17 protein-coding genes are annotated in these 16,450 nt (G+C 63.7%); 8 read left to right on the top strand and 9 right to left on the bottom strand.

The annotated features are described in order from the left end of the window. Positions 1-41: 41 nt before the first annotated feature. Positions 42-566 carry a DUF6101 family protein gene (locus tag A4A58_RS15820; RefSeq protein WP_068733636.1) on the top strand — a complete coding sequence of 175 codons (525 nt, stop codon included), beginning with the start codon at positions 42-44 and terminating at the stop codon, positions 564-566. A 26-nt stretch (positions 567-592) separates the two neighbouring features. Here the strand turns inward: A4A58_RS15820 and A4A58_RS15815 are convergent, their stop codons facing one another. From A4A58_RS15815 to A4A58_RS15785, 7 genes are all read right to left on the bottom strand, one after another. Further along, complete coding sequence (locus A4A58_RS15815) at positions 593-2,035, bottom strand: FAD-binding oxidoreductase (protein ID WP_068733634.1); 1,443 nt, start codon at positions 2,033-2,035, stop codon at positions 593-595. Between the two features lie 20 nt (positions 2,036-2,055). Next, positions 2,056-3,051, bottom strand: coding sequence for a Bug family tripartite tricarboxylate transporter substrate binding protein (locus A4A58_RS15810; RefSeq protein WP_068733632.1), 996 nt, complete (start codon positions 3,049-3,051; stop codon positions 2,056-2,058). A gap of 115 nt (positions 3,052-3,166) precedes the next feature. Next, positions 3,167-3,763: a thiamine pyrophosphate-dependent enzyme gene (locus A4A58_RS15805; RefSeq protein WP_068733630.1), complete on the bottom strand. Its 597-nt coding sequence runs from the start codon at positions 3,761-3,763 to the stop codon at positions 3,167-3,169. Beyond that, entirely contained in the window at positions 3,751-4,293 is a 543-nt protein-coding gene (locus tag A4A58_RS15800) for a thiamine pyrophosphate-binding protein (protein ID WP_068733628.1), read from the bottom strand. The genes A4A58_RS15805 and A4A58_RS15800 overlap by 13 nt, the downstream gene beginning before the upstream one ends. A 146-nt stretch (positions 4,294-4,439) precedes the next feature. Then, on the bottom strand, positions 4,440-5,378 hold the full coding sequence (locus A4A58_RS15795) for a LysR substrate-binding domain-containing protein (protein WP_068733626.1): 939 nt from the start codon (positions 5,376-5,378) through the stop codon (positions 4,440-4,442). Between the two features lie 33 nt (positions 5,379-5,411). Then, entirely contained in the window at positions 5,412-6,344 is a 933-nt protein-coding gene (ubiA, locus tag A4A58_RS15790) for a 4-hydroxybenzoate octaprenyltransferase (protein ID WP_068733624.1), read from the bottom strand. Between the two features lie 25 nt (positions 6,345-6,369). After that, positions 6,370-7,080 carry a hypothetical protein gene (locus A4A58_RS15785; protein WP_433993627.1) on the bottom strand — a complete coding sequence of 237 codons (711 nt, stop codon included), beginning with the start codon at positions 7,078-7,080 and terminating at the stop codon, positions 6,370-6,372. A 202-nt stretch (positions 7,081-7,282) separates the two neighbouring features. Between A4A58_RS15785 and A4A58_RS15780 the strand changes: the two genes are divergently transcribed. From A4A58_RS15780 to A4A58_RS15760, 5 genes are all read left to right on the top strand, one after another. Next, positions 7,283-8,047, top strand: a complete 765-nt coding sequence (locus A4A58_RS15780; protein WP_068733622.1) for a 16S rRNA (uracil(1498)-N(3))-methyltransferase — start codon at positions 7,283-7,285, stop codon at positions 8,045-8,047. A 113-nt stretch (positions 8,048-8,160) separates the two neighbouring features. Further along, on the top strand, positions 8,161-9,327 hold the full coding sequence (locus A4A58_RS15775) for an ATP phosphoribosyltransferase regulatory subunit (protein WP_068733620.1): 1,167 nt from the start codon (positions 8,161-8,163) through the stop codon (positions 9,325-9,327). Further along, on the top strand, positions 9,324-10,301 hold the full coding sequence (gene hisG, locus A4A58_RS15770; protein ID WP_068733618.1) for an ATP phosphoribosyltransferase: 978 nt from the start codon (positions 9,324-9,326) through the stop codon (positions 10,299-10,301). Before A4A58_RS15775 ends, hisG begins: the two co-directional genes overlap by 4 nt. 93 nt (positions 10,302-10,394) lie before the next feature. Beyond that, the gene (locus tag A4A58_RS15765) at positions 10,395-11,438 is read left to right on the top strand and encodes a glycosyltransferase family 2 protein (protein ID WP_068733795.1); all 1,044 of its coding nucleotides are present in this window, start codon (positions 10,395-10,397) and stop codon (positions 11,436-11,438) included. Then, entirely contained in the window at positions 11,435-12,280 is an 846-nt protein-coding gene (locus tag A4A58_RS15760; protein ID WP_068733616.1) for a ChbG/HpnK family deacetylase, read from the top strand. The genes A4A58_RS15765 and A4A58_RS15760 overlap by 4 nt, the downstream gene beginning before the upstream one ends. On the opposite strand, the gene A4A58_RS15755 is transcribed toward A4A58_RS15760, so the two are convergent. Both A4A58_RS15755 and A4A58_RS15750 read right to left on the bottom strand, forming a co-directional pair. Further along, a complete protein-coding gene (locus A4A58_RS15755) occupies positions 12,277-13,245 on the bottom strand; it encodes a tripartite tricarboxylate transporter substrate-binding protein (protein ID WP_068733614.1) in 969 nt (322 codons plus the stop codon). The two genes, A4A58_RS15760 and A4A58_RS15755, sit on opposite strands and share 4 nt — an antisense overlap. A gap of 75 nt (positions 13,246-13,320) precedes the next feature. Then, positions 13,321-14,394, bottom strand: a complete 1,074-nt coding sequence (locus tag A4A58_RS15750; RefSeq protein WP_068733612.1) for a tartrate dehydrogenase — start codon at positions 14,392-14,394, stop codon at positions 13,321-13,323. Between the two features lie 139 nt (positions 14,395-14,533). On the opposite strand from A4A58_RS15750, the gene A4A58_RS15745 reads away from it, so the two are divergent. Next, on the top strand, positions 14,534-15,439 hold the full coding sequence (locus A4A58_RS15745) for a LysR family transcriptional regulator (RefSeq protein WP_068733610.1): 906 nt from the start codon (positions 14,534-14,536) through the stop codon (positions 15,437-15,439). A gap of 136 nt (positions 15,440-15,575) precedes the next feature. Continuing rightward, the gene (locus tag A4A58_RS15740; RefSeq protein WP_068733608.1) at positions 15,576-16,382 is read left to right on the top strand and encodes a DUF2076 domain-containing protein; all 807 of its coding nucleotides are present in this window, start codon (positions 15,576-15,578) and stop codon (positions 16,380-16,382) included. Positions 16,383-16,450 lie beyond the last annotated feature (68 nt).

Raw genomic sequence — 16,450 nt, 5'->3', positions numbered from 1 at the left:
CATCGACCGGGAACATAATTCCGGCGGGGAGATAAAAGGCCGTGAGGCATCAAACAGCGACAGGTGGGGCCCATGCCCCGGGATCGAGCAGCGCATTGCGGCTCGATCCCCATTCACTTCCGGTTCGTTTCGAGGCGCATGATACCCGCGCCGACGGAGCGATCCGCCATATCGAACTGCATCGTACCCGGGTCGTCCTGCACCGTGCCGTCGGCGGCATGCGCATGGCGATCAATGTGCGCGTCAGCGATTTTCTCGGCGTCACCCTGCGCGGTCTCGACGACGGCAAGATGCTGATGCTCGCGCATCGCGATCCGTCACTGTCAGTCCCGCTGCTGGTCAGCTCGGATCGCGAAGAAATCGACATGGCCTGGCAGATGTGGAGCGAGATCTTCGCGCTTCCGCAACTGCCCGAAGAGAAGATCTACGAACCATCGCAGCGCCGCCGTCGCCGCAATGCGATTCGGGAGCGCCGCCCGAAATTCCTGGTGCGCCGTCGTCCGGGCGCATTGCTCGGCGAAGCCGGCATGTACAAGGGCGAGCGCGAGATCATCGCGCGGCACTAAGGAGACAGGCAGGATCACCTGCCGTCTTACTCTCCCGGCAACCGCAACACCTTGACCGGATTCATCATCCGGTCGGGATCGAGCGCGAGCTTCACACGCCGCATCAGATCGAGCTCGACCTCCGACGTATAGAGCGGAAGCCGATCGATATGCATGCGGCCGATGCCATGCTCCGCGCTGATACTGCCGCCACAGGCAACGCTTTCCTGATGCACGATGGTGTTGGCCTCGTGCGCCGCAGCCTCGCGCACCTGCGCATCGCCGATGTCGTAGGGAAACACGACGATCACATGGACATTACCATCACCGACATGCCCGCAATGCGCGACCTGCGCATTCGGCAGCTCGCGCTGCAGCCGACGCGTGACGCGGTCGATGAATTCCGGCAGCGCCGAAATCGGCACCGACGTATCGTTCGACACCGTAAAGCCCTCGCGCTTGTTGGATTCGGAAATCGTGTGTCGCAAATTCCAGATCCGGTCGGCCTTGGCCTGATCGGTTGCGATCACCGCATCGCCGATGAGCCCGTCCTCCATCGCTGCTGCCAGTGCGGTCTCGAGGCTTTCCACGGCATTCCAGTCCGCGGCGCTGTCCGCCAGTTCGAGCAGCACATACCATGGCGCTTCACCCGTCATCGGACTGCCGCTCCCGGAGCCATGGCGCAGCACGATCTGCAATTGGCTCTGCGACATCAATTCAAAGGCCTCGACACGACCGCCCGTGGTGCGCTGCAGATACTGCAATAGCGCAACCGCCTGGCCGACCTGCCCCATCGACACCATCGCCGTCGCTGACACCATGAGCTTTGGATACAGTTTCAGCACAGCGGCGGTGACGATGCCCAGCGTTCCCTCGGCGCCGATGAAGAGCTGCTTCAGATCGTAGCCGGTATTGTCCTTGCGCAATGCCTTCAGCCCGCGCCAAATCCGCCCGTCGGCCAGAACAACTTCAAGGCCAAGCACCTGCTCGCGCATGTTGCCATAGCGCAGCACGCCGGTGCCGCCGGCATTGGTGGAGATCAGCCCGCCGATCTCGCAACTGCCGACGCTGCCGAGCAGCACGGGAAATTGCCGGTCGTGCTGGTCAGCCAGCGCACGCACATCCGCCAGAATGCAGCCGGCTTCCAGCGTCACCGCATTGTTGAGCGGATCGACATTGCGCACGCGATTGAGCCGCGAAACATTGACGATCAGCGCCGCCACGCCGTCCGGAACGATGGCACCACCCGTCAAGCCGGTATTGCCGGCCTGCGGCACGATGGCGATGCCACGCTCACCGCACAGGCGAACCACCGCCGACACCTCGTCCGTACTTGCCGGCAAGGCAACGGCCACGGCCACGCCGCGATAGCGCGCGCGCCAGTCCTGCTGATACGGTTCGGCATCCGCGCCGGTTCGTACATATTTGTCGCCGATGATCGCCGCCAGCGCCTGCAGAAACGCGGCGCGTTCGCTATCCGTAAGAGGCAAGAGGCGATCCTTTCGACTGTTTATTCCGACTTGAGACCTGCGGCCTGAATGATCGGGCCCCACTTCACAGCTTCGGCCTTGACCTGCGCCTCAAGCTCGGCGCCGGTCGAGCCAACCGGATCGCCGCTCAGCTCGCGCAACTGCTTCGCCACGTCCGGATCGGCAACGGCCTTGCGGAACTCCGAACTCAACCGTTCTGCAAGCGCCGGCGCCATGCCGGGCGGGCCAAACACCGCGTTCCACGTGTAGGTCTCGTAATCAGGCAGGCCAGACTCGGCGATTGTCGGAATATCCGGGAAGGACGGCGAACGCTTTTTGGTGGTGACGGCCAGTGTGCGGATCGAGCCCGCCTTGATGAACGGTGCCGCGCCGCTCAGCACGTCGAACAAAACCGGGATCTGTCCGCCCATCAGGTCGTTCATGGCCGGCGCACCACCACGATAGGGCACGTGCTCCATCTTCACGCCCGCCTGCACCTTGAACAGTTCTCCCGACAGATTCGGCGGCGTGCCCACACCGGACGATCCATAGCTGTATTTGGTCGGATCGGCCTTGAGCAGCGCGATGAGTTCCTTGACGGTGGTCGCTTGCACCTGCTTGGACACCATCAACACATTGGGCACCGTCACCAGCATCGAAATCGCGGTGAAATCCTTGACCGGATCGTAAGGCGGCACCTTCGCCATCAGCGGATTGATCGTGTGGGTGGAGATCGTGCCCATCAACAGCGTCAGCCCATCGGGCTTGGCGCGCGCGACCCGCGTGGCACCGACCACACCGCCTGCGCCGCCGACATTTTCAATGAGGATGGTCTGCCCGAGCTGATCGGAGACCTTCTTGGCGACATGCCGACTGACGATGTCGGTGGCCCCGCCGGCGGCGAAAGGCACGACCAGCGTGATCGGACCTTTTGGCAACTCCGCCTGCGCCCAGGCATGGGTACCCGGAATCATCATGCTGGACGCCGCAACGGCTGCCGAGCGGCAGAACGTGCGGCGTGTGATCTTGCTCGCCATTGTTTCCCTACCCTTGATGATGTTTTTGTTTCCCACACTGGTTTTCCAGCATTGGGTCTTCCAGCGATCGTCAGAAGGGCGCCGCATCTCCTTCGATGGGCGCCCTTCCGTTGGTTCAGAGTGGCGCGTGTCCGAGCGCTGCGCGGAATCGGTTCTTCACATAGACACCATCACGCGGCGGCAGCACGCGCGGAGGATTCTCGGCTTTCACCTTGATGGTCGCGAGTTTGACGCCATCGCGCGACGACAGGCGAGTGCGAAGATCGTCCACGCCGGCCATGTCGCGAATCTCGCGCGTCCAGCCGAAGCCGCAGGCCTGCGCCACGCGATCGAGATTGACGCCGAGCCCGGCATGGCTGACCTGCATGCCGGTTTCGCCGAAATGCCCATTATCGAGAATCGCGATGGTGAGATTGGTCGGCTTGCGCGTGGCGATGGTGGCGAGTCCGCCCATACCCATCAGCATCTCGCCATCTCCGGTGATGACCAGCACCGAATGATCAGGCTTCGCCGTCGCGAGCCCGAGCCCTACCATGGCGGCGCTGCCCATGGCCGCCCAGAGATAGTAATTATTGTCGTGATCACCGGCGGCCATCACGTCGTAGGATGGTGAGCCGAGGCCGGTCACAACAAGCAGATCCTTGCGGCCGGCCAGCAGCTTCTGCACGACCTCGCGGCGATCGAGCGCGCCGGTTGCGTTTACTTGACCCACTGCTTCTCTCCGATCAAACGCTGCCCCAGGAGCAATGCACAGGCTGCATCGCCATTGAATGCCATCGATGCGGCGCCATGCAACAGCGGCGCTACGTCCTGCGGCTCATCGGCGCGCCAGGTCAGCACGCCCATCAGGTTGAGCGCTTTCTCCGTCGCCTGCCCCATCGGGTTCTGCCACGCATTGAACTCGGCCCAGTCGCCGCGCATGGTCACGACCATCAGCAGAGGAAAGCGCGTGCAAGCCTGCAGCGCCAGCGTATTGATGCAGTTGCCGACGCCGCTCGACTGCATCAGCAGCGCGCCGCGCTCGCCGCCGAGCCAGGCGCCCGCGAGATAGCCGATGCCTTCTTCCTCGGTGGTCAGCACCACGGAATTGATCGCATTGTCCTCGTCGGCGAGACGGATGGCCGTGGAATGGCCGGCATCGGGCACATAGACCATGTGCTTGACGTCGGCCTCCTTCAGGATGCGGAACACATCGTGCCGCCAATCCACCTGTGAACCGGGCGTGGGCCCTGCATCTGACATTCCAGTCTCCGTTGCTGCAGCATAGCGCTGACTCACGCTTAGCCCAAAGCAGACAGCCCGACGCATACCGATTTGCTCGAAGAGATATGCCGAGATTTGATCTCTGGCGTTGCAGCACGCGACAGCGCGCGAATGGTGCGACGCAGCTACGTTTTCCCGGGATCGATCATGTGGCCAACCCAGATATTCCGGGCCACGAGATCGGCCGCGATCTCCGTGAATGTATCGCCGACGAAGCGTGCCGCCGCGCTGACCGAACGGTCTGCCGGATAGGCCAGCACCAGCTTGCGCGCCGGCGTAGGATTGACCAGCGGCGCCGCACAGAGCACGCCGCTCTCGACCAGCGCATGGATCGGCGCGAGCGGCAAAGCCGTTGAGCCTACACCGTTGCGCACCAGATCGATCATCGCGCCGAAGGAGTCCGCCTCGACGCTGCCGCGCAGTTGAATGCCAGCCTGCCGCGCGCATTCCTCCATGATCCCGCGCAGGCCATGGCGCAGGCTGGGCAAAACCAGTTCTTCATGAGCCAGCGCCGCGAACGGAACGGGACGGTCCATCCGCAATCCCTTGCCGCCGGCGCCGACGAACAACAGGTTCTCCATCATGACCGGCACAATACGAAGCGAACGCAGCGGCTGCGGATCGTAGGACACAGCGAGCTCCAGTTCGCCGCGCTGCAGCCAGTCGAGCAAATGCCCCGTGAAGGCCGATGACAGCCGGATCGAGAGTTGTGGATGCACCTCCCTGATCTTCTTGACCAGGGGAACGGTGACGATCTCGGCCACGGTCGGCGTGGTGCCGATGGAGACGAGGCCCTTGAACGATGCACTCTCCTCGGAGGTGACATTGCGGATGGCATCAAGCTCGGTCATCACGCGGGTGGCGTGGTTAAGAACGTCACGGCCGATCTCGGTGATGACCGTGCCGCGACCATGTCGTTCGAACAGCACGGCCCCCAGCTCTTTTTCCAGCAATCTGATCTGCCGGCTCAAAGCCGGCTGCGCGATGCGAAGGCGATCGGCGGCCTTGCTCAGGCTACCCAGCTCGGCCACGTGGATGAGTGTCTTGAGCTGCGCGACGTCCATCTCTGTGGTCCACCAGTGCTTAGGAAGGCGCGATTACGCCGCCCGCATGATGGCATCCACAAGCAATCCTGCAAACAGCAGCAGTCCGGCATCGCGGTTGGACTTGAACAGCCGCAGGCATAATGCGGAATCGCTGATATCGGTGCGCGCGACCTGCCAGACCAGATGCAGGGCGAACGCCGCGAGGCCGAGCCATGCCGGCCAGCGCACACCGGCCAACAGCAGCGCCGCTCCGATCAGCAACACGGCAAGCCCGTAGAACAGCGCCAGCGCGGCCTGCGTGCGTTCCCCAAACAACAGCGCGGTCGACTTCACGCCGATCAGCGCGTCGTCCTCGGTGTCCTGATGGGCGTAGAGCGTATCGTAGGCGATCACCCAGCAGATCGACCCGGCATAAAGCAGCAGCGCCGTCGCATCGATGCCACCGAACACCACGGCGAAGCCCATCAGCGCGCCCCATGAGAAAGCAAGACCCAGCACGCTCTGCGGCCAGTAGGTGATGCGCTTCATGAAGGGATAGGCGGCAACGATGCCAAGCGAGGCGATGCCGGTGGCGATGGAGAAAGTGTTGAACTGCAGCAGCACCACGAGACCGATCAGGGCCTGCAGCACCAGAAATGCAAAAGCTTGTTTCGCCGTGACCTGCCCGGCCGGGATCGGCCGCGAGCGTGTGCGCTCGACCTTTGCGTCGAGGTCGCGATCGGTGATGTCGTTCCAGGTGCAGCCGGCGCCGCGCATCACGAAGGCGCCGATGAAGAACAGCGCGATCATCTTGGGCAATTGATGGATATCATGCGCCATGCCGGAGGCGAGCGCCGCCGACCACCAGCACGGCATCAGCAGCAACCATGAGCCGATCGGACGGTCAAAGCGCGACAGCCGCAGATAGGGCCGCGACCACAACGGCGCCGAGCGATCGACCCAGTTGCCGGTCGCATCCGCAACGCGGGCGGCCGCGTCGCTCATTGGAGCAGAATGATCTGCCACCCGATCATCGGGTGAGCACGTTGCCGTTCAGCGTATCGAACGTGGTGCCGCCGCTCTTGCGCGCATTATTCGCTTCCGGCAGCGATGCCGAGGAGCCCAGCACGTCGCTCAGACGCGGCGCTGCCACCGGGCCGCCACCACCGCCACCCCGTTGCTGCTGCGCGACGCTGCAGACCTTCTGCCGCATGCCTTCGGTGTTCTTGTGGCCGGTCTTCATCTGTTCGCCGACATTGGGCGGAATGCCGCACTTCTGCGCATTCGCCTCGATGTATTTGATCATCTTGACTTCGGTCTGCGAGAAAGAGGTGATCAGCTTGCAGGCCTCGTCCGGAGGCGCGCGACGCTCGCTCGCAGCCTTGATGGCAGCGCCCTTCTTTTCGGCGTCCTGACGCAGGGGCAGAAAGCCCTTCATGCAATCTTCGCCGCCGGGCGGGCCCGCCTGCTGCTGCTGAGGAGCGCCAAAGCCGCCACCACCGATCGGCGCAGCGCCATTGGAGGGAAACGCACTGGGCGCAGCCGCTGCACCATTGACCGGCGGAAATGGCGATGCGCTGGCAGGCGCGCCGTTCACTGGCGGGAACGGCGACGAACTCGCAGGCGCAGCCGAGCTATTGCCCGGCAGCGGCGCGGGAAACGCGCCCTGGGCATGAACTTCGATAGCCTGCATGGCGAACACGGCCATCGACAACGGCACAATCAAACGACGGATGATCACAGATATTCCTCCGGCAGCTCAGTGCCCCGATCGATCGGGGGCGAAGCCCATCCTGATTCAGGACTTTCTACGATTCCTGCCAAGCCTTAACAACCCACCAACAGCACGCGGATTCGGGCGGCAGCACGGCGCAAACCCGCGTTCCCGCATGATAATTCGTCGCAGTTGGGCTAAAGCTCGCCCTCTGAATGGAACATGAACGATGCCGCAAACCGATTTCCGCAGTCCCCGCCTGTTTGTCGATGCGCCTTTTGCAGCCGACGCAACCATTTCGCTCGACCGCAACCAGAGCAATTACCTCGGCAATGTGTTGCGGCTAGGCTCCGGCGCCTCGGTGCTGGTGTTCAACGGCAAGGACGGCGAATGGCAGGCCGCCATTTCCGGCGGCAAGCGGGCAGACCGTCTGACGCTGCTAACCCAGACCCGGCCGCAGGACCACCTGCCCGACGTCACCTACGTGTTCGCACCGCTGAAACACGCCCGGCTCGACTACATGGTCCAGAAGGCCATCGAAATGGGCGCGGCGGCGTTGCAGCCGGTGATGACGCGCTTTACCCAGGCCAGCCGGGTGAATACCGAGCGGATGCGCGCCAATGTGGTCGAGGCGGCCGAACAATGCGGAATTCTGAGCGTGGCCAGCGTCGCCGAGCCGCTGAACCTGCCCAAATATCTCGACCAGCGGGATGCCAAACGGCTGCTGATCTTCTGCGACGAGGCCGCGGAAGTGGCAGATCCCACGGCGGCGCTGACCGGTGCCCGCACTGCCGCCTCCGCCGGAATCGATGTGCTGATCGGCCCGGAAGGCGGTTTTGCCGAGGAAGAGCGAGCCCTTCTGCTGAAACAGGCCAATATCCTGCGGCTGGCGCTGGGACCCCGGATCATGCGCGCCGATACCGCCGCCGTGGCAGCGCTGGCGCTGGTGCAAACGGGGCTTGGTGACTGGAATGGTAACCAAGTAGGCAAATAAGGCGCCGCCATGACCCGACATTAAGGCCGCCGGGCGATGGTGGTCGAAACGTCGCAACCGCCATGCTATGGGCTGCGCCAACGACCACTCTGTTGAGATTGCTGGACTTCGAGATGACCAAACCCGCCGCCCCTCGCGCGACCGGATCCGCCGCCTGGGCGGATGCGCTGCTGTTGTCGTTTGCCGAGGCCGGCTACGCCCATGCCGAGCCGGCGATCCTGCAGCCGGCCGATCCGTTCCTCGACATGTCCGGCGAAGACATTCGCAAGAGCCTGTATTTGACGACAGACGCGTCGGGTGAAGAGCTTTGCCTGCGGCCCGATCTGACCATCCCGGTAGCGCGCGATTATCTCGCCTCACCGCAGGCCGGCCAGCCTGCGGGCTTCAGCTATCTCGGCCCGGTGTTCCGCTATCGGCAGGGCACGCCCAGCGAATTCCAGCAAGCCGGCATCGAATCCTTCGGCCGCCAGGATCGCGCCGCCGCCGATGCCGAGATGCTGGCGCTCGGCCTCGAGGCAACGGCCGCCTTCGGCCTCAGCGATATCGAAATCCGCACCGGCGACGTCGCGCTGTTCGCGGCGCTGATCGAGGCGCTCGACCTCTATCCGGTGTGGAAGCGCCGGCTAATGAAGGATTTCAACCGCAAGATCAGCCTGACCCACGACCTCGACCGGCTCACGCTCGCCGAGTCGCCGGTGCGCAACGAATATGAAGGCGTGCTCGCCGCCCTCGCGGGCTCCGACCGCAAGGCGGCGCTGGCGCTTGTCACCGACCTGATGTCGATCGCCGGTGCCACCAATGTCGGCGGCCGTTCGGTGGCAGAAATCGCCGATCGCTTCCTCGAACAGTCGACGCTGAAAGGCGGCGCACTGCCGCGCGATGCGCTGGTGCTTATCAAGCGCTTCCTCGCAATCTCAGGCGATCCCGACGATGCCCTGCAGCAACTGCGCAAGCTCGCCTCCGATGCCAAGCTCAACATCACGGCCGCGATCGACGAATTTGAAAGCCGCATCGGCTTCATGGCGGCGCGCGGTATCGATACCACCAAGACGCGTTTCTCGACGTCATTCGGCCGCGGCGTCGACTACTACACCGGCTTCGAATTCGAACTGCACCGCAAGGGCAATGGCACCGAGCCGCTGGTAGCCGGCGGCCGTTATGACGGACTGCTGACGCAGCTCGGCTCCGCGACGCCGATCCCTGCGGTCGGTTTCTCGATCTGGATCGAAGCCCTCACTCACAACGCGTCCTCGGCGCTGGTTTCCGGGAGCGCGTCATGACCGCACCATTCGTCCTTGCCGTTCCCTCCAAGGGCCGGCTGCAGGAAAACGCCGAAGCCTTCTTCACCCGCGCCGGTCTGACGCTGGCGAAGCCGGGCGGCGTGCGCGATTACCGCGGCACCATTGCCGGCTTCGACAATGTCGAAATCGCCTATCTCTCGGCCAGCGAGATCGCCTCGAACCTGGCGCGCGGCGCCGTGCATCTCGGCATCACCGGCGAAGATCTTTTGCGCGAAAGCATCCCCGACGCCGACAAGAAGGTCGCTTTGATCGATGGCCTGGGCTTCGGCAGCGCCAATGTGGTCGTCGCGGTGCCGCAGGCCTGGATCGACGTCCGCACCATGGCCGATCTCGATGACGTCACCACCGGCTTCCGCGCGCAGCACAATCGCCGCATGCGCGTCGCCACGAAGTATATCAACCTGACACGCAACTTCTTCGCGTCTCACGGCGTGGTCGACTATCGCATCGTCGAAAGCGCCGGCGCCACCGAAGGCGCACCGGCCACCGGCACGGCCGAGCTGATCGTCGACATCACCACCACCGGCGCAACCCTCGTCGCCAACGGCCTCAAGGTACTCGATGACGGCGTCATCCTGCGCAGCCAGGCCAATCTCGTCGCCTCGCGCGCCGCCGACTGGTCGGCGCAGTCCCTGGAAACTGCGCGCATCATTCTCGACCACATTGCCGCGCGCGCCCGCGCCAGCAAATACAAGGAAGTGCGCACCCGCTTCGCCGGCTGCAATCAGGCGCTCCTCACCGAGGCCCACAACCGCTTCGGCGTAGTATCGCCGTTCGGCGGCCCGACCTCGTCGGGCATGATCACGCTGCACTGCCCGCCGGCGCAGCTTTACGCGCTGAGCAGCTTCCTGCGTGCCAACGGCGCCGACACCGTCTCGGTCGCCTCGCTCGACTATGTGATGGATCGCGAGAATCCGCTGTTCGCCAAACTTGAGGCCTTCCTGCGGCAGTAATGCGCAGCGCGGCGTTTCGCCTTGCTGGCGGACGCACTGGCTGATTACCATATGATTCATGAGCATATTTTGGATATCGGAATCTGATCGATGATGCTGGGCAGCGACGTATCGAGCCTGTCGACCGATGCCGCGACCGCCGCGGCACAAGGCCTGTCGATCGTTGTGCCTGTTTACAACGAGGCGCCCGGCCTTGCTCTGTTTCATGAGCGGCTGGTGACGCTTGCGACTACACTGAAAGAACGCCACGGCCTCGCCTGCGAAGTCGTCTATGTCGATGACGGCAGCGCCGATGGCACGCTGGCGGTTGCGCGCAGCCTGCAGGCCACGTCGCTTGACGTTCAGGTCGTGTCGCTGTCGCGAAATTTCGGCAAGGAAGCCGCGCTGATGGCGGGGCTCGATCACGTCACCAAGGGCGCCGTGCTGTTCATGGATGGCGACGGTCAGCATCCGCCGTCACTGGTCGAACAGCTGGTGCGCCACTGGATCGTCGAAGGCTATGACGTCGTCTATACCGCCAAAGCCCATCGCGACAACGAATCCTTCCTGCGCCGCCAGGCCGTCCGCGGCTTCTATGCGCTGATCAACTGGGGCGCGCGGCAGAAGATCCCGGAAGATGCCGGCGACTTCCGTTTGCTGTCACCGCGCGCCGCGGCGGCGCTGCGCCAGTTGCCGGAGCGCAATCGCTTCTTCAAGGGACTGGCCACCTGGATCGGCTTCCGCCAGCTCCGCGTCGACTATGAACCGGCGGCGCGCGAACATGGCGTGACATCGTTCAATCCGAAGCAGTTGATCGGCCTGTCGATCGAGGGCCTGACCTCGTTCTCGGTAGCTCCGCTGCGTTTCGCCAGCCTGCTCGGTCTGCTGCTCGCCTTCGGCGCGTTCCTGTTCGGTCTGTCGATCCTGTGGGAGACATGGGTCTCCGGCAAGTCGGTACCGGGCTATCCATCGCTGGTCGTCGGCCTGATGACCCTCGGCGGCGTGCAGCTGATCATGATCGGCGTGCTCGGCGAATATATCGGCAAGATCCTGTCTGAGCTGAAGGCGCGGCCGATCTATTTCGTCGCCGAGCACAGCGTGAAGCGCAACACCCCCGATAGCGTGGCGCAAACCACCGACCGGACCGCTGCCGAATGACCGGCGCAGCCCTGCGCCGCATCACACTCTGCGCCGACGATTACGGCATCAGCCCCGGCGTCAATCAGGGCATCCGCGAACTCATTGCGCTTGGTCGCCTCAACGCCACATCCGTGATGGTGGTCGGTCCTGCGATTTCGCGCGATGACGTGAGTGCGTTGCAGGACGCCGTCGCCAACAATCCGAACTGCGAGATCGGGCTACACGCGACACTGACCGCCCCGTTTCATCCGCTGACGATGCACTACCGGCCGCTGCTCGACGAGCTGTTCCTGCCGCTTGGCAAGATGCTGCGCTTCAGCCTGTTGCGAAAACTCGATCGCGAGGCGATCGAAACCGAGCTGACTACGCAGATCGCGAAGTTTGTGGCCCTGTTCGGGCGCGCCCCCGACTATGTCGACGGGCACCAGCATGTGCAGACCTTCCCGCAGGTGCGCGATGCGCTCCTCGCCGCAATGAAGAAAAATGCGCCAAAGGCCTGGGTCCGCCAATCCGGCCGCGTGCTGCCGTTAGGCCAACGCCTCGATAATCCGAAGGCGCTGTTGCTCGACACGCTCAGCGCCACGTTCCGCCGACGTGCGACACGCGCCGACGTGACGTTCAATCCGGGATTCGCCGGCGCCTACGATTTCACGAAGCATGCCGACTTCGGCACGCTCATGACCGGTTTCCTCAACGACCTTCCGGATGGCGGACTCGTGATGTGCCACCCGGGTCATGTCGATGAGATCCTGATCGACCTCGATCCGTTCACCGATCAGCGCGAGCGCGAATATCAGTATCTGGCAAGCGATGCCTTCGCGCAGCTGCTGACGTCGAGCAACGTCACGCTGACGCGTTAGTCCGCAAACTGTCCACTCGCCTTGATAATCGGCGCCCAGCGATCGACCTCGCTGTCGAGCTGCTTCTTCAATGCCTGCGGCGTCGCCTGATCCTGTGGCACCGGATCGGTGTTGATGTCGTTGAAGCGTTTGATCAGCTCGGGATCGCGCAACGAATCCTGCAGCGTCTTGGCGAGTTTCTGCACGACGTCATCCGGCGTCCCCTTCGGGGCGTAGATGCCGTGCCAGGCGCCGGCTTCGAAGCCTTTCAGACCAGCCTCATCGGCCGTGGGGAGATCCGGCATCGACGACAGGCGTGTCTTGGTGGTGATGGCGTAGCTCTTCACCAGCTTGGCCGCGATCGGACCGGTGGTGTTAGTCGTCTGATCACAAGTGAGATCGATCTGGCCGGCGATCAGGTCGTTCATCACCGGGCCGTTGCCCTTGTAGGGTACTGACAGGATCTGCTTGTCGATGGCATTCATGAACATCAGGCCGCAGAGCTGCGAGGCTGCGCCGAGGCCGGCATTACCGAAGGTCATCTTGTCGCCGTTGGCCTTGATATAGGTGATCAGCTCGGCGAGCGTGTTCGGCGGCAGGTTCGGCCTGGAGATGATGGTCATCGGCGCATTGGTGACGAGGCCGATCGGCGCGAAGGCGGTCTTGGTGTCGTAAGGCAGTTTGCGATACAGCGTCGCAGCCGTGGAAATGCCGATGTGATGGATCAGGATCGTGTAGCCGTCCGGCTCGGCACGGGCCGCGCGGGCCGCCGCGATGGTGCCGCCGGCGCCTGTGGCGTTTTCGATGATGATGGTCTGGCCGAGGATCTTCGACATTGTCGCAGCGGTGACGCGCGCAACGGTGTCGGTGGCGCCACCGGCCGCGAACGGCACGAGCATGGTGATCGGCCTGTTGGGATAGCCCTGTGCGAAGGCAGCGGAGCTTGCCAGCGTAATCGCAAACGCAAGTATAGCTGTGGTTTTCATGAGATCCTCCCTGAATATTGTTTTGATTTATTGAAGGCGAACGCCCCGGTGAGGCCGGGGCGTTCGGAAATCGCGTCAGACGTTCGAACTATGGATCGCATCCACCACGGCGTCAGTCACTTCTTTCGTCGTGGCCTTGCCGCCGACATCCGGTGTGATGATGCCTGCTTCGCAGACCTTCTCCACCGCACGCATCAACCGCGCCGAGGCATCCGGTTCGCCAAGATGATCGAGCATCTGTGCCGCAGTCCAGAAGCTGGCGACAGGATTGGCGATGCCCTTGCCGGTGATGTCGAAGGCCGAGCCGTGGATCGGTTCGAACATCGACGGGAATCGGCGCTCGGGATCGATATTCGCCGTCGGCGCAACGCCGAGACTGCCGGCCAATGCACCGGCGAGGTCGGAGAGAATGTCGGCGTGAAGGTTCGTCGCCACGATGGTGTCGAGGCTCTGCGGCTTCAGCGTCATGCGCACGGTCATGGCGTCGACCAGCATCTTGTCCCAGGTGACGTCAGGGAAGTCCTTCGACACTTCGTCGGCGATCTCGTCCCACATCACCATGCCGTGGCGCTGCGCGTTGGACTTGGTGACCACGGTGAGCAGCTTGCGCGGACGTGACTGCGCGAGCTTGAACGCATAGCGCATGATCCTGATCACGCCGACCCGGGTGAACACCGACACTTCGGTGCCGACTTCCTCCGGCAGCCCGCGATGCACGCGGCCGCCGCAGCCGGCATATTCGCCTTCGGAATTTTCGCGCACGATCACCCAGTCGAGATCGCCGGTTTCGACACCGCGCAGTGGCGAGGTGATGCCGGGCAGGATCTTGGTCGGGCGCACATTGGCGTATTGGTCGAAGCCCTGGCAGATCGGCAGCCGCAGGCCCCACAGCGTGATGTGGTCGGGGACATCAGGCGCGCCGACGGCGCCGAAATAGATGGCATCGAATTTCTTGAGTTTGGGTAGGCCGTCGGCCGGCATCATGACGCCGTGCTTGCGGTAATAGGCCGAACCCCAGTCGAAGGTCTCGACATTGAAGGTGACGTCGCCGACGCGCTTCTGCAGCGCTTCGAGCACGCGAGTGCCTGCGGCGATGACTTCGGGGCCGATCCCGTCGGCCGGGATGGCCGCGATGGAATATTCGCGCATGGTGAGGTCTCTGCTGGGTTGAACTGGCTCTCCCACCCTGCAGGCGAGCTACGCCCGGCTCAATCGCGATTGTTTATATAAATAAATGATATAATAACTCCTGAGGCGGCCGAAGGAAGGGCGCCATCGGGAGGGCTTGATGGATCTGCACCAGTTGCGCTGTTTCGTGACGGCGGCGGACGAACTGCATTTCGGCCGCGCGGCGCAGCGGCTGGAGATGATGCCGTCGGCACTCGGCCGCTACATCCGCCTCCTCGAGGACGATCTCGGCACACGCCTGCTGACGCGCACGACGCGCAGCGTCGCCCTGACCGATGACGGCGCCGAGTTTCTGAAACAGGCGCGCGACCTGCTCGCCCGCGCGGATCAGATCGCGTCGTCCTTCCGCGCACGCGTGCGGGCCCGTGCAGCCACGATCCGGGTCGGCGCAATCGACAGCGCCGCCGCCGGGCTTCTGCCGGCGCTGCTTCACGATCTTCGCGAGCGCGTCCCTGAGGTTGCCATCAAGCTGGATGAGGACAAGACGATCCGGCTGCTGCCGCGCCTGCTGTCGGGCCGGCTCGATCTCGCTTTCGTCCGGCCGCCCGAGAGTGCCGACAAGCGGCTGGAGTTCATGTTTCTGTTTCACGAGACGGCGGTCGTCGCCGTCTCCGAACGCCATCCGCTGGCCTCGCGCACGCATCTGACGATCACCGATATCGCCGACGAGCCTCTGATCGTGCCGGAGCGACGGTCGCGGCCGCATAGTCACGACCTGACGATGAAGCTGTTTGCGGAAGATGGACTGCAGGCCAATGTTGTTCAGATCGCCGATGAGAAGCAGACCATCGTCAATCTCGTTGCCGCCGAGATCGGACTAGCGATCGTGCCGCGCTGGACGTCCCGCATGCCCGCGCGCGGCGTTCGCTATGTGCCACTGGGCATGTCGGCTATGAACCGACTGCCACTCGCCGCAGCCTGGGTCAGAGGGACCCGCGATCCGGCACGGGATCAGATTCTCGACATGCTGAAGGCCAATCTGGCGCGCTACGCGCTGGAAGCATGACAAGAGGAAGCACGACAATGCCTGCCGGTCGTTTTGTCGCATAACTAAATTTAATCCGGGCGGCACTTATTGCGACACAAAGCGTCACTACATCTCCAGCGCGCAAAGCAAGCGCGCTTTGAAGACAGAGGACGCCATGACACCGCAAGAACGCCAACTGGTTGACGATCTCTTTGACCGGCTCAGCAAGGTCGAAGGCGCGCCACGCGATCCGGACGCGCTCGACGCCATTGCGCAGGGCCAGCGCCGCGCACCCAATGCGGTCTACGCGCTGGTGCAGACCGTATTGCTGCAGGACGAAGCGCTGAAGCGCGCCCATGAGCGCATCCAGCAACTAGAAGGCAACGGCGCCCCCGAACAGGCCGCTCAGGGCGGTTTCCTCGATTCGATGCGGGACGCCCTGTTCGGTCAGGGTCAGAACCCGAACCAGCCGCGCGGCTCCGTGCCGAGCGTTCGCCCGCCCGAGCCGAGCCGTCCTGCCTGGAACACCGGGCAGGTCATCGGCCAGCCCCAGCCACAGGGTGGCTATGGTCAGGGCGGCTATGGCCAAGGTCAGGCGCCGGGACAGTTCGGCCAGCAGCAACCTCAGGCTGGTGGCGGCGGTTCGTTTCTGGGCACCGCAGCGGCAGCCGCAGCCGGCGTGGTCGGCGGCTCGCTTCTGCTCGGCAGCATCCGTTCGATGATGGGCGGCAGCCATCAGCAAGGTTTTGGCGACGCCGCCAATGCCAGCGAGAGCAAGAGCCCGTGGAGCTCCGGTTCGGATTCGTCCGGCGGCAACCTCGGCAATCAGGCCGGCGTCAATGATATCGGCTCGTCCAGCGGCTCCCGCGCCGGATCCTTCGATCAGGCGCAGGCCGATGCCGATCAGGACCAGGATCAAGACCAGGACGACGGCGATTACGACGCCATGGACATGGATTCCGACGACAGCGATTTGGCCTGATCGTTTAGACCAGCAACACAAAAACGGCCGCTCTCACGAGCGGCCGTTTTCATGTGACGGGAGATCAA

The sequence above is a fragment of the Tardiphaga robiniae genome (genome assembly GCF_001618955.1).
GTDB classification, from domain to species: Bacteria; Pseudomonadota; Alphaproteobacteria; order Rhizobiales; family Xanthobacteraceae; genus Tardiphaga; species Tardiphaga robiniae_A.
Note: the sequence above shows the minus strand (reverse complement) of the source record. Positions and strands in the feature narration are given on the sequence as shown.